This is a genomic window from Hymenobacter antarcticus, assembly GCF_039539545.1.
Classification (GTDB): Bacteria; Bacteroidota; Bacteroidia; order Cytophagales; family Hymenobacteraceae; genus Hymenobacter; species Hymenobacter antarcticus.
The window spans coordinates 112602-125388 of sequence record NZ_BAABDI010000002.1 but is presented as its reverse complement, the minus strand read 5'-3'; the positions used below and the strand labels follow the sequence as shown (position 1 = coordinate 125388).

The 12787-nt window shown below is 61.7% G+C and carries 12 protein-coding genes; 4 read left to right on the top strand and 8 right to left on the bottom strand.

Going from position 1 to position 12787, the window contains the following annotated elements:
• The first annotated feature begins 48 nt into the window (after positions 1–48).
• Positions 49–1503, top strand: coding sequence for a cellulose synthase family protein (locus ABD819_RS02420; protein ID WP_345120588.1), 1455 nt, complete (start codon positions 49–51; stop codon positions 1501–1503).
• Positions 1504–1581: 78 nt separating this feature from the next.
• Positions 1582–2937, top strand: coding sequence for an MptA/MptB family glycosyltransferase (locus tag ABD819_RS02415; RefSeq protein WP_345120586.1), 1356 nt, complete (start codon positions 1582–1584; stop codon positions 2935–2937).
• A gap of 9 nt (positions 2938–2946) precedes the next feature.
• On the opposite strand, the gene ABD819_RS02410 is transcribed toward ABD819_RS02415, so the two are convergent.
• From ABD819_RS02410 to ABD819_RS02390, 5 genes are all read right to left on the bottom strand, one after another.
• Positions 2947–3843 carry a hypothetical protein gene (locus ABD819_RS02410; protein WP_345120584.1) on the bottom strand — a complete coding sequence of 299 codons (897 nt, stop codon included), beginning with the start codon at positions 3841–3843 and terminating at the stop codon, positions 2947–2949.
• A 179-nt stretch (positions 3844–4022) separates the two neighbouring features.
• On the bottom strand, positions 4023–4547 hold the full coding sequence (locus ABD819_RS02405) for a rhodanese-like domain-containing protein (RefSeq protein WP_345120582.1): 525 nt from the start codon (positions 4545–4547) through the stop codon (positions 4023–4025).
• Between the two features lie 154 nt (positions 4548–4701).
• On the bottom strand, positions 4702–4839 hold the full coding sequence (locus tag ABD819_RS02400; protein ID WP_345120580.1) for a hypothetical protein: 138 nt from the start codon (positions 4837–4839) through the stop codon (positions 4702–4704).
• Positions 4840–4979: 140 nt separating this feature from the next.
• Positions 4980–5864, bottom strand: coding sequence for an anti-sigma factor (locus tag ABD819_RS02395; protein ID WP_345120578.1), 885 nt, complete (start codon positions 5862–5864; stop codon positions 4980–4982).
• A gap of 7 nt (positions 5865–5871) precedes the next feature.
• A complete protein-coding gene (locus ABD819_RS02390; protein WP_345120576.1) occupies positions 5872–6432 on the bottom strand; it encodes an RNA polymerase sigma factor in 561 nt (186 codons plus the stop codon).
• 218 nt (positions 6433–6650) lie between these two features.
• Between ABD819_RS02390 and ABD819_RS02385 the strand changes: the two genes are divergently transcribed.
• Positions 6651–8054, top strand: a complete 1404-nt coding sequence (locus tag ABD819_RS02385; protein ID WP_345120574.1) for an NAD-dependent succinate-semialdehyde dehydrogenase — start codon at positions 6651–6653, stop codon at positions 8052–8054.
• A 132-nt stretch (positions 8055–8186) separates the two neighbouring features.
• Here the strand turns inward: ABD819_RS02385 and ABD819_RS02380 are convergent, their stop codons facing one another.
• The 3 genes from ABD819_RS02380 to ABD819_RS02370 form a co-directional block, all read right to left on the bottom strand.
• Complete coding sequence (locus ABD819_RS02380; protein ID WP_345120572.1) at positions 8187–8951, bottom strand: YdcF family protein; 765 nt, start codon at positions 8949–8951, stop codon at positions 8187–8189.
• A gap of 29 nt (positions 8952–8980) precedes the next feature.
• A complete protein-coding gene (locus tag ABD819_RS02375) occupies positions 8981–9340 on the bottom strand; it encodes a thioredoxin family protein (RefSeq protein WP_345120570.1) in 360 nt (119 codons plus the stop codon).
• 105 nt (positions 9341–9445) lie between these two features.
• Positions 9446–11215, bottom strand: coding sequence for a DUF885 domain-containing protein (locus ABD819_RS02370; RefSeq protein ID WP_345120568.1), 1770 nt, complete (start codon positions 11213–11215; stop codon positions 9446–9448).
• Between the two features lie 145 nt (positions 11216–11360).
• On the opposite strand from ABD819_RS02370, the gene aspA reads away from it, so the two are divergent.
• A complete protein-coding gene (gene aspA / locus ABD819_RS02365; RefSeq protein WP_345120566.1) occupies positions 11361–12767 on the top strand; it encodes an aspartate ammonia-lyase in 1407 nt (468 codons plus the stop codon).
• The last annotated feature ends 20 nt before the right edge of the window (positions 12768–12787 follow it).

The window sequence follows — 12787 nt, the reverse complement described above, 5'->3', positions numbered from 1 at the left end:
TTCTGGCTTTAACTCAATTGTGATTCAGGTTTATACTTTTCGTTTCTGATGGGCGTGCTCTCCCTGGTGCTGGTGGTGCTGTACGGCCTGTGCTTGCTTTTTATCGCGGGTTTTAGCCTGGGCCAATGGCAGCTCACGCGCCTGGCCCTGCGGGCGTATGCCGGCCCGCAGGCTCCCCTGCCCGCGGCCCCTGCCGAATGGCCATTTGTGACGGTGCAGCTGCCACTCTACAACGAGCAGAACGTGGTGGAACGGGTTATCGATGCCACCGCCGCCCTCGATTACCCGGCCGACCGCCTCCATATTCAGGTGCTCGACGACTCGACCGATGCCACCGTGGCGCTGGCCGCCGGCCGCGTAGCCCACCACACGGCCCAGGGCCTGCGCATGAGCCACGTGCGCCGCCCCAATCGCGAGGGCTACAAGGCCGGGGCCCTGCGCCACGGCCTGGAGGAAACCGACGGCGAGTTCATTGCCATTTTCGACGCCGACTTTGTGCCCGAGGCGGATTTTCTGCGCCGCACCATCCCCCACTTTGTTGCGGATGAGCGGGTGGGCGTGGTCCAAACCCGGTGGGGCCACCTCAATGAAGATGAGTCGCTGCTCACGCGCCTCCAGGGCTTTGGCCTCAATGCCCACTTCCTCATCGAGCAGGTGGGCCGCACGTTTGCCGGCTACTTCATCAACTTCAACGGCACGGGCGGCGTGTGGCGCCGCACCTGCATTGCCGATGCCGGCGGCTGGCACACCGACACCCTCACCGAGGACCTCGATCTGAGCTACCGCGCCCAGCTGCGCGGCTGGCGCTTCATATACCGCCCCGAAATAGTGGCCCCCGCCGAGCTGCCCGCCGCCATGGATGCGCTCAAGTCGCAGCAGTTCCGCTGGACCAAGGGCGCGGCCGAAACCGCCCGCAAGCACCTGGGCACCATGTGGCGCTCGGCGCAGCCGTTGGCCGTTAAGCTGCAGGCCACCTTTCACCTGCTCAACAGCAGCGTGTACGTCGTCATCATGCTCATGGCAATGCTGAGTGTGCCGCTGGTGTTTGTGCGGGCGCAGTACCAGGAATTTCGGCTGGTTTTTCAGCTGGCGTCGGTTTTTCTGGTCGGCTTTCTGCCGCTGGTGTATTACTACTACACGGCCTGGCGGCTGGCGCGGCCGGTAGGCCAGGCGGGCCGGTACCCGGGGTTCTTCCTGCTATTCCTGTCGGTTTCGATGGGCCTTGCGCTGCACAACTCCCGCGCGGTGATACTGGGCTGGCTGGGCCAGCGCACGCCCTTCGTGCGCACCCCCAAGGCAGGTTCCGCGGGCCTCGCCCGCAGGCGCTACCGCACGGGCGGCGTGGGCCCGCTGGTGGTGTTGGAAGGGCTGCTGGCCGCCTACTTCGCCTTCGGCCTCGGGGCCGGCATCTACTTTGGCGATGCGGGCCTGCTGCCATTCCATACCTTGCTCACCACGGGGTTTGCGGCCGTTTGCTATTATTCCATACGCCACGCCGATTAGTTCGGGTGAGCAACAGATGGCCAGCCGTTTCCGATGGAGAGCTGGCTATTGCAAACCACCTTACCCCGCTGAATAACCTTGATAGTCAAGCTGCCCACCGTTTCGCAGGCTTCGGCGCTGTTGCTTTCCGCGGCGGCGTATGCGGGGCTGGCTTATGCCACGCCCCGGGCGGCGTTTGGGCTGCTGCTGGCGCTATTTGGCGTGGCGCTGCTGGCGTATGCCTGGCTGCTGCGCAGCCAGCTGCCGTGGCGCTGGGGCGTGGCGGCGGCGCTGGCGTTCCGGCTGCTGTGGCTACCGGCCCAGCCCGCCCTGTCCGACGACGTATTCCGTTTTCACTGGGATGGCCTGCTGGTGGCCCACGGCGTCAACCCGTTCCGGTTTCGGCCCGATGAGCTCATTGCCGACGGGGCCCGCGTGGCCCTGCCCGATGCGGCCCGGCGGAATGTAGTGCTGCCCCAGCTGCAGCAGCTCTACGGCAAGCTCAACTCGCCCCATTATTACTCGGTGTATCCGCCCGTGTGCCAGGCAGTATTTGGCCTGGCGGCCCGCTGGTTTCCGGCTTCCGATGCCGGGTTCGCGCTCTGCCTGCGGGCTTGCATACTGCTCGCAGAAGTGGCCGCGGCCTGGCTATTATTAGCCCTGCTGCGCACGCTGGGTGCGCCACCGGAGCGGGCCCTGCGCTACTTATTGCACCCGTTGGTTATCGTTGAGCTCACCGGTAATCTGCATTTTGAAGGGCTGGTTTTCTGCTTTGTGCTGCTCATGCTGTGGCTGCTGAGCCGCGGGCGCTGGGCGGGCGCGGCGGTAGCGCTGGGGCTGGGCGTGGCCACCAAGCTGGTGCCGCTGCTGGCGCTGCCGCTGCTGGTGCGGCGGCTGGGCTGGTTGCGCGCGGTGGCCTTCGCAGCGCTTAGCATGGGCGTGTTCGTGTTGCTGTTTGGGCCGTTTATTTCCGCCGACTTACTCGTGAACATCAGCCGCAGCCTCGCGCTGTATTTCCGCAACTTTGAGTTTAATGCCAGCATCTACTACCTGCTGCGGCCCCTTGGCTACTGGCTGACTACCTACAACCAAATTGCCCGCCTTGGCCCCGCGCTGGCGTTAGCCGGCGGGTTAGTGGGCCTGGCGGTGGCCTGGCGCGAGCGCCGGCCCAGCCTGGCGGCATTGCCGGGCACGCTGCTGCTCATGCTCACGGCCTACTACGCGCTGGCTACCACCGTACATCCGTGGTACCTTACCCTGCTCATTGGCCTCGGCAGTTTGTCGCGCTTCCGCTTCCCGCTGGTGTGGGGTGGCATGGCCGTGCTGTCGTACGCGGCGTACCGCACCAGCGCCTACACCGAAAACCTCTGGCTGGTGGCGCTCGAATACGCCGTTGTGTACGCGGTGCTGGCCTGGGAACTGCGGCCGAACACGCAGCCGCTGCCGGCAACCTGAACCGGTCTGCTACTTAGGCCAGTAGGCAAAGCGGCGGGTTGATTTCAGGCGCAGGCTGCGACCGTCCCAGGTAGTCTGGCGGAGCAGCACATTGGGGTATTCCTTGGCAAACCAATAGACATTCTCCTTGCCCGGGCCCAACAAAATGGCCACCCGCCAGGCCGGAGTGGGCACGTCGGCGGCTACGGCCGCGCTTGTGGTCAGATGCGCCTCGTAGTACACCGGAGGCGTGGCCTTGTTGGTCTGCTGCAAATCCAGCACCACCAGGTTGAAGCTGGGCAGCTGCTCAAACCGAAGGGCGCGCAGCGAGTAGCTCAGGGCATCTTCCAAGAAAACGTCGCGGCGCAGGTCGCGGCTACCCACGCCCTGCCCATCCCAGTACGAGTCGTAGGTTTCCTCAAAATTCACCCCATCATCCACAATGGTTTTGAACGTGTTGCCGCACCATTCCTGCGATGAAGTCGTCATTTTGTAGAGCGCCACAGGCTGGTCGCGCCGAAAAAACAGCGAGGTGAGAAAGTGGTACGGGTACTGGTCCGTCTGAAGCTGGCAGAACTGGTTAATCTTCATCACGGGGAATAAATCGGCCCGCTTGTAGTCATCGGTTTTGACGTTGAACTGCTGATTAAATTCCTCCTTCACCGTAATCTGGGTGTAGTCGAAGGTGCGCTTTTTCTTGTACACCACGCGCTCGGCAGCGTAGGTCGCTACTTCGGCCAGGCCGTCTTCCCAGTAGTTGCGCATGGCCCACTCCTGGTTGAAATACGGCAGTACCGCCTGCAAGGCCGGTGCCGATGCCGGGGCCCGGCTATGCTGCGGCTTCTTATCAGCCGGCGAGCAGCCGCTCACCAGCCAGAGGCCTGATATAAGCAGAAAAAATGGGTAGCGTACGAGTGAAAAAGGCATAGAAAGGAAAGGGTTTCTGTCGCAAATGTAGTCGGCATGCATCCCGGTTCGGCCAGGAAGCACAAAGTAGTTGTGGCGCTTTAGCTACCGCTTTCGTACCGGCCCGGGCCCACGGCCTCACCGCGGTGGTTCAGCAGTATGTACGACTTGCCGGGGGCGGCAAAAAACGGTCCTGCGTGTCACTCGTAGGCTTTGTGGCCGCGCTTCAGCCACGCGCCCCACAGGGCCGAATACGGATGCACGTTTTGCGTGATGCCCGAGGTGTTGTAGACCGGGTAGCCTTCGTTTATCCACTGAAAAATACCGCCGTACAGGTTATGTACCTGCTGAAAGCCCAGGGTGTGCAGCCGTTCTCCCATGCGCTCGCTGCGCACGCCCACCGAGCAATACACCACCACCGGCCGGGCCCGGTCGACACCGGAGATCTGCATGGTCGCCAGCGAATCGTAGGGCACCAGGCGAGCGCCCCGCAGATGGCTGACCTGGAACTCGGCCGGCGTACGAATATCGAGCAGCAGCGGGGCCGCGGGCTGATGCAGCTGTTGGGCGAGCCGGGCCGCCGTCACGGTAGGCACGGTGTTGCGGTACATGGTGCGCAGCAGTCGGTCGTAGGCCGGGCTGCTCCCGCCGGAATCATCCGCGTTACCGCAGGCCGACAGCGCGAAAAGGCCGCCGCAAAAGCCGGTGAGAGCCTGCCATTTCATCGCCATAAGAAGTGAGTTGCGTGCTGAGCCATTAGCTTTTTTGTTCAATGACAAGTAGTTGCGCTTACATCGCGGGGCGCCGAATGCGAATACGCGTCCGCTCCCCTTTTTCAGTGGACGCAGACTGCACGTCAATCAGGTCGGCCTCGTCGTACTACGCATCAAGGTATGCCGATTTGTGGTCGAAAACTACGTTGTCGAGGCCGCAAAGCTCCATCAGCTTCACCCAGGTGCTGTGGTTATACTGCGTTTGCACGTAGCGCTTTAGCAAGGTGAATATGGAGCCGTGCATAGGATTCGAGCGTTTAATAGCTGGATGTAAAAACACTTGCCGCCTGCTAACCGGGGCTAACAGGCGGCAAGGCCTTGAAGTCAGCAGCGGGCAGCGTGGCTAAGCTACCACTCCGCTGCTACCCGAAACTGTTTATGGATTTAGATATTGCCGACTACGGTCATCGTACTTAGGGTAGGGTTCGTGCTGCCGCCGGTCGGCTCAATGGTCATGGCAAAGGTTTGGGCGCTGGCAATATCCTTCATGTGCTGGAGGCCTTCGCCGGTGGCCGTAGCCGCCGTGAGTACGCCGGCATTCACGGGCTTGCCTTTGTCGAGGGCCCAGAGCTGGTACTGCTTGCCAGCGGGCAGGGCCGGCAGGCTGCGCACATCGACATACACTTTGTGCGTGACGGCATTGAAGAGCACCCGAGCCCGGGCCGACGGCGCGGTTTTGGTGCCCGCCAGGGCCACGGCCTTGAACTCGTCGTTGCGCAGCACCTCGTTCTCCTGGCGCAGGTCGCCAAGCTGGCGCTCCACTACCTGCGAGGTTTGGGCGAAGCGGGTCTGGTCGTTTTGCATGGCCACCAGCTCGGAGCTGGCGTTCTGCCAGCGCGAGTAGAACAAAGCGTTGCCCGCCAGGCTCAGAATAAGTGCCACCGAGGCAGCTATGGCCCAACCCGAACGGGCCGCCGGCGCCGGCGCTACGGCCGAACCGATGGGCCGCACCACGGTTTCCGTTGAGGCCGGGCGGTGGTTGGCCTGGGCCACGGCATCTACGTCAGCGCGCAAGGCACTGCTGGGCGTGGGGACGGCAAGCTGGGCCAGTACGTTGGTCAGCACCCGCTCGCGCATTCCGGCGGGCGGTGTCACGGCGTGGGCTTCGGCATAAAAACCTAATGCCTCTTGCACCTGTTGCAGCTCCTCCCGGATTTCGGAATGGCTGGCCGCTTGTGCTTCCACCGCCGATTGTTCGGCCGCTGAAAGCTCCCCGAGCGCATATTGCTCCAGGATGCCCGATTCTATATAGTCTTGGATGTTTTCCACGATTGATTTAGCGAATAAGTTTGCTCAGGACTTTGATGGCGGTGCGGGCACGGGTTTTCACCGTTCCCAAAGGAATGTTGAGCTCCTCGGCCACCTCACTTTGGGTGAAGCCCTCGAAATAGAGCAGGTCGATAATCTGACGCTGTTCGGGAATAAGCTTTTGGGTTATCTCCTGCAGGCCAATATGCTCAGGCCGGAAGACCGTGGGCGCGGCTTGGCGCTGCGCCGTCAGGCTATCATCCAGGCCCTGAGTTCGGCTACTTACGCGGTGTTGCCGGGAGCGGATTCTGTCGATGCTCAGATTTCGGCAGATGTTTAGCACCCACGTAAAAAGCCGCCCCTTGCCGGGGTCGTAGGTGGCAAAGGCATTCCAGATTTTGACCAGCGCTTCCTGCAACACGTCTTCGGCCTCGTCTTCGGCTTTCACAATGCGAAAGATGACGCCGTAGAGCGCCGCCGAATATCGGTCGTAGAACATGGTCATCGCCGATTGGTCGCGGGCCTGCAGGCGCCGGACCAAATCCGCCTCGGCCGCGGGTGGTAGGGAAATAAGGGAAGTATCGGACACGGGAGTGGCTGAAAATGAATAATGAGACCTGACCGGCATCATGCTAAGCGCACGAAAATACGGTGCGCACCGCAATTGGCCGTATACGGCCCTGGCCCCAACGCAACCGCATGGCCAGTCCATAAGTTGAAGCCAAAGCTCAGGGCCTAATACCAGAGCCGCAATCGTTCGCTTCGCATTAGCTTACTGTTGCCCCTTTACCTAATCAACAACCCCTTATGCCCATCGAATCCTTCAATCCCTACACCGGCCGCGTGCTGCGTCGCTTCACCCCTTTCAGCTGGGCGAAAACCGAACGGATTCTGGCCCAGGCGCACCGGGCGGCGGCCACCTGGCCGGCCACCACGTTTGCCCATCGGGCCGGGGTGCTGCGCCGGGCCGCCGCGCTGCTGCGCGAGCGCCAGGATGAGCTGGCCCGCCTCATGGCCCTGGAGATGGGCAAGCCCATCACCGATGGCCGCGCCGAAGTGCTGAAGTGCGCCACCTGCTGCGACTACTATGCCGAGCACGCCGAAGGCTTCCTGGCCGATGAAGTCATCAAGACCGACGCGGCTCGCAGCTTCATCAGCTACCAGCCGCTGGGCGTGGTGCTGGCCGTGATGCCCTGGAATTTTCCGTTTTGGCAGGTGGTGCGCTTCGCCGCTCCGGCCCTGATGGCCGGCAACGTGGGCTTGCTCAAGCATGCGTCCAACGTGCCGCAGTGCGCGCTGGCGCTGGAGAAGATTTTTCACGACGCGGGCCTGCCGCCAGCTTGTTTCCGCACCCTGCTTATCGGGTCTGATTTGGTGGAGAATCTGTTGCAGGACGACCGGGTGATGGCCGTGACGCTCACCGGCAGCGAGGGCGCGGGGGCTTCGGTGGCTGCCATCGCGGGGGCCAACATCAAGAAAACCGTACTGGAGCTGGGCGGCTCCGACCCGTTCATCGTGCTGGCCGACGCCGATGTGGCCCTGGCCGCCAAAACCGCCGCCCAAAGCCGCATGATAAACAGCGGCCAGAGCTGCATCGCGGCCAAGCGCTTCATCGTGGAGAAGCCCGTTCTAAAGGAATTTATCAGCCACCTGAAAACCCACCTGCTGGCCCTGCGCCCCGGCGACCCGCTCGACGAGGCCACGCAATACGGCCCCCTGGCCCGGCCCGACCTGGCCGACGAGCTGACCCAGCAAGTCGAGGATTCGGTGAAACAGGGCGCTAAAGTGGAGCTGTACGGCGGGCAGGCAAAACCCGGCAGCGCCCTGTTCCGCCCCACGATTTTATCGAACATCAAACCCGGCCAGCGGGCTTATTCCGAAGAGCTTTTTGGGCCGGTGGCGCTGGTGCTTGAAGCCCGGGACTCCGACGATGCCGTGCGCCTGGCCAACGATTCCCGTTTCGGCCTGGGCGCGGCCGTGTGGACCAAAGACCCGAAGAAAGGCGAGCAAATGGCCCGCCAGATTGAGAGCGGCGCGGTGTTCGTCAACGGCCTCGTGAAGTCGATGAACGAGCTACCGTTTGGTGGCGTGAAAAAATCGGGCTACGGCCGGGAGCTCTCGTACTTGGGCATCCGGGAATTTGTGAACCAGAAGTCGATTTGGATTGGCAAGGAAGTGGTGGCGGTGGTGGCGGCAGCGAAAACGGAGTAATCGTATACCACGGTTTTACAGAACGTCATGCTGAGCGTAGCCGAAGCATCTCTACCTCAGTAGTAAAATCAATTACTATTGAGGTAGAGATGCTTCGGCTACGCTCAGCATGACGTTCTTTTTCCAATACTGCTACAAATACCCCAGCGCCTTGTAGGTCAGCCACCCAACCATTTCGTGCGTCAGCAGGCTGAAATTCACCAGCGCCTCGGGGCTGGGCACCAGCCAGTAGTCGGGCGTAGCCCGGCGGTCGGCGCTGCGGTAGCCGGCGGGAAAGGCGATGGGACGCAGGCCCACTTTCTCGAAACAGCCCAAAGCGCGCCGCTGATGAAAGGCCGAGGTGACGAGAATGAGCGTGTCCAGCTCTGGCGACGCGGCTACCAGCTGCTTGGTGAAAAGCGCATTTTCGCGGGTGTTGCGGCTCTTTTCTTCCAGGATAATGGCTGAGTTTGGCACACCCGCCAGACGGAGCAGGGTGGCGAGGTCATTGGCCTCGGTGTGGGCCTTGGCCAGCACAGCCCCCGAGCCTCCGGAAATGATAATGCGGCGCACCCGACCGGCCCGGTACAGCCACAATGCACTGGTGAAACGGTCGGCCCCGGAGCCGAGGTATACCCGGTCATGCGGCGACTTGTTGACTTCCGTGATACCGGTGAGCAGCACGGCGGCATCGGCGTGGCGGGGCAGGGCGGACAGGGCTACCGGTGGGCGCTCCCAAGCCAGCAGTAGCTCATTCACCAGGAATAAATTAGTGCTAAGCACTGTGAGCACCAACGCCGATATCAGCCAGCGGCGGCGGTTATCTGGCCGTGCGAGCAGGGCGGCAATAAGGAGAGCCAGGAGCCACACCGTGGGCAGCAGCAAAAAGTCGAGAACCTTGGAGAGCAGAAAAAACACGCCCAAAGGTAGCGGCTGCCCGGGGCGGGCTACCCGTTGTCGGGCACGAAGGCGCGGAGGCGGTCAAGTTGGGCCTGCACGGCAGCGTCGGTTTCGAGCGAGTCGCACTCCAGGAGCCGGCCCTGGCAGTAGCTCACGAAGAACGGCGCGGCCCGCTCATGCATAAGTTGCTTAGCCACCGGGTTTTCCTCCGAAGAAAGGCGAACGAACCGAATGCCCTGGTATTCTTCGTGGTGGGGAAGCCCGGCGAAGCCCGGGCCCAGCAGCTTGCAGATGGCGCAATCCTCGGCGGTAAACTTGGCAAATACCTTCGGATACTCGTAAATGCACTGGCGCAATCCTTCATCGTTGGTATCGAGGACGGAATCTATCAGTAAGGAATCGAACATGAGCAGGACGTTTGAAGTCGCAAAAAAGCCGTCGTGGGCCTGATGAGGGGTTGCGGCCACAGACACGCCCGGACGGGGAAAAATTCCCCGTCCGGGACCGCCGAATCAGCCTTTCTTTTCGGCCGGCCGCAGCATCAATTCGCGGATGTATTTCACCGGGGCGCTGCCGAAGCTGAGAAACTGCTCGTGAAAGTTTTTCAGGTCGAAATTCCTGCCCTCTTTCTGCTTCAATTCCTCGCGCAGGGCATAGATTTCGGAGTAGCCGGTGAAGTAGCTGCTGAGCTGCACCTGGCTCAGGGTAGCCCGCAGCCACTTGCCCCGGGCTTCCGCTTCTTCCTGAAAGCCGTCGCGGCGGAGCAGGGCCACCACGTCCTTCTCATTCATGTTGTCGACCTGGATGGCGTGGTCGATAACGGTGTTCAGGGTCACGCGCATGTTCCATTTATCCCAGAGCAGCCACATTTCGTCGGAGTTGTTGCCGTAGCCGCTTTCCAGCATCATGCGCTCCGAATACACGGCCCAGCCCTCAATCATGGCCCCGTTGCCGAAAATGCTTTTCACCAGTGAGGGCGAGCGGTTGGCGTACACCAGCTGCGTGTAGTGGCCCGGAATAGCCTCGTGGATATTGAGAATCTGGAGGGTGTAGTCGTTGTACTCGCGCAGGTAGCTTTCGGCCTGGGCAGCGGTCCATTCGGTGGGCAGCGGCTCCACGTTGTAATAGGTGTTGGCACCCTTGTCGTAGGGGCCGGGGGCCGATACACTGGCTCCCGCGCCGCTGCCGCGCATGTAGAGCGGGGTTTCGCGCACCACCAGCGGCTTGCTGGGGTCCTGGGTCAGGAGCTTTTTATCGTTCACAAAAGCTACCAGCGTCGGAATCTGGCGCTTCACGGCGTCCACGAAACCGTCGCGCGGGGCGTGCTTCAGGGTGAGTTGGTTAACTACGGCCGTAATCAGGGCCAGCGTATCGGCCGGGGCTTTCTGGCCGGGGAAATACTTGGGATAGAGGCGGGCGGCGCGGCGGCCCATATCGTGCAGCAGCTCGGCCTTGTGCGTCAGGGCCTGCTGGTAGATTTCGGCGGCCGTAAAGTGCGACTGAATATCGTAGGCAAACTTCTGGTCGAACAGCGCCCGGCCGATGCGGAACGAGCGGAACTTGCCCTTGGGCAGCACGTCGGATTTCAGAAAATCCATGTAGCCCTGCACGGCCGCGCGGGTGGCGGTGATGCGGTCGGTGAGGGTCTTTTTCTCGGCTTCGGTCAGGCCGGATTTCCGCACCGAGTCGGCCAGCGCGGAGCTGAATACGGCCAGGCCACCAGCATTTTGCTTTATGGCCAGCTCGGTGTGCTCTTTGGTGGGGTTGCTGATATTGGCTTTGGCCGCCGCGTAAAAATCAGCGGCGTGGCTGATTTTATCGGAGATGTTGCGCAGGCGGCGGCTCAGGGGGAAGTGGCGGCCGTTGAGCAGGTCGCCCACGCTGGCCCCGAGGTTGTAGCCGGCCGGGTTCCACTGCCAGGACTGGAGCGTGTCGGCGTACCAGCGCTCGGCGCGCAGCTCGTTGCGCAGCAGGCGCAGGTCAATCTGGTTGTTGGGCGAGAGGCTGTCGAGGCCGAAGGTGCCGAGCGCAGCCAGGTGTTTTCGGGTAAACGCGTCGTCGTTTTGCCGTTGAGCGGCATTGGGAATCACGAGCAGCGAGTCGTACTTATGGTAGCCCTGGCTGGATGCGTAGTCGGGATTCTGTCGCCACAACGCCTCAATAAATCCCCCTTTAAAGGCATCGAAGCGGGCATCGGAGGCCGTGGTGACAATTTCGGATTTATTGTCCTGGGAGCAGCCGGCCAGAGCCAGGGCCAGCAGCGGGAAGTAGCGGAGTTTCATAAGCAGCGGTTGAAACGAGCGGTGAGCGGGTAGGATGCCGCAAAGGAACAGCGCAAATGAGGATACCTTGCAGGCCGCTGCCGTAGGTTTGTCCTGGCTTTCAGCCATTCCGTACAAGCTTAACCCTTCCACCCAAAATTCCCGCATGAATTCCTCCCGCATCGAACACGATTTCCTGGGCGAACGCAGCCTGCCCGATTCCGCCTACTACGGCATCCAGACCCTGCGCGGCATGGAAAACTTCGCCATCACCGGCATTCCCATCAACTCGGAGCCGCTGTTTGTGCAAGCCCTGGCTTACGTGAAAAAAGGCGCGGCCCTGGCCAATAAAGAGCTGGGCGTGCTGCCTGCCAACATTGCCGATGCCATTGCCGCCGCCTGCGACCGGGTGGCCACCGGCGAATTCGACCACCAGTTTCTCACCGACATGATTCAGGGCGGCGCGGGCACTTCGGTGAACATGAACGCCAACGAAGTCATTGCTAATGTGGCCCTCGAAATCATGGGGCATAAGAAGGGCGAGTACCAGTTCTGCCACCCCAACAACCACGTAAATTGTTCTCAATCAACGAACGACGCTTACCCCACTGCGTTCCGCATTGCTCTTAACAACAAGCTGGTGGGCTACCGCGAAACCCTGGGCGCGCTGGCGGAGTCATTCGCGCAAAAGGGTGAGGAATTCCGCGACGTGCTCAAGATGGGCCGCACCCAGCTCCAGGACGCCGTGCCGATGAGCATGGGCGACGAGTTCAAAGCCTTTGCCACCAACCTGCGCGAAGAGCTGCTCCGCATCGACGATTCGCGCCGGCTGATTGACGAAATCAACATGGGGGCCACGGCCATCGGCTCGCGCATCAATGCGCCCACCGGCTACCCCGACATTGTGACCGGGCACCTGCGCACCATCACCGGCCTCAACCTGGTGCTGGCCGGCGACTTGTTCGAAGCGACTTACGATACGGGGGCGTATGTACAGCTGTCGGGTGTGCTGAAGCGCACGGCCGTGAAGCTCTCCAAAATCTGCAACGATTTGCGCCTGCTTTCCTCCGGCCCGCGCACCGGTTTCAACGAAATCAACCTACCCGCTTTGCAGCCCGGCTCCAGCATCATGCCCGGCAAGGTGAACCCCGTGGTGCCCGAAGTGGTGAACCAGACGGCCTTCTACGTCATCGGGGCCGACCTCACCGTGACCATGGCCGCCGAGGCCGGCCAGTTACAATTGAACGTGATGGAGCCGGTCATCAGCTTCGCCCTCTTCACTTCGATTTCCTACATGACCAACGCCTGCCGCACCCTGCGCGACAAGTGCGTAGTGGGCATCACGGCCAACAAGGAGCACGCCGAAAGCCTCGTGCGCAACAGCATCGGCATCGTCACGCAGCTCAACCCCGTCATCGGCTACGAGGCCTCGGCCGAAATCGCCAAGGAAGCCCTCAAAACCGGTAAGTCCGTCCACGACATCGCCGTGACCGAGCGCGGTTTATTGACCCAGGAGAAATGGGATGAGATTTTCACGTTTGAGAATCTGATTCGGCCGGTGTTTATGAAGTAAGTCCAGAACACGGATAAAAC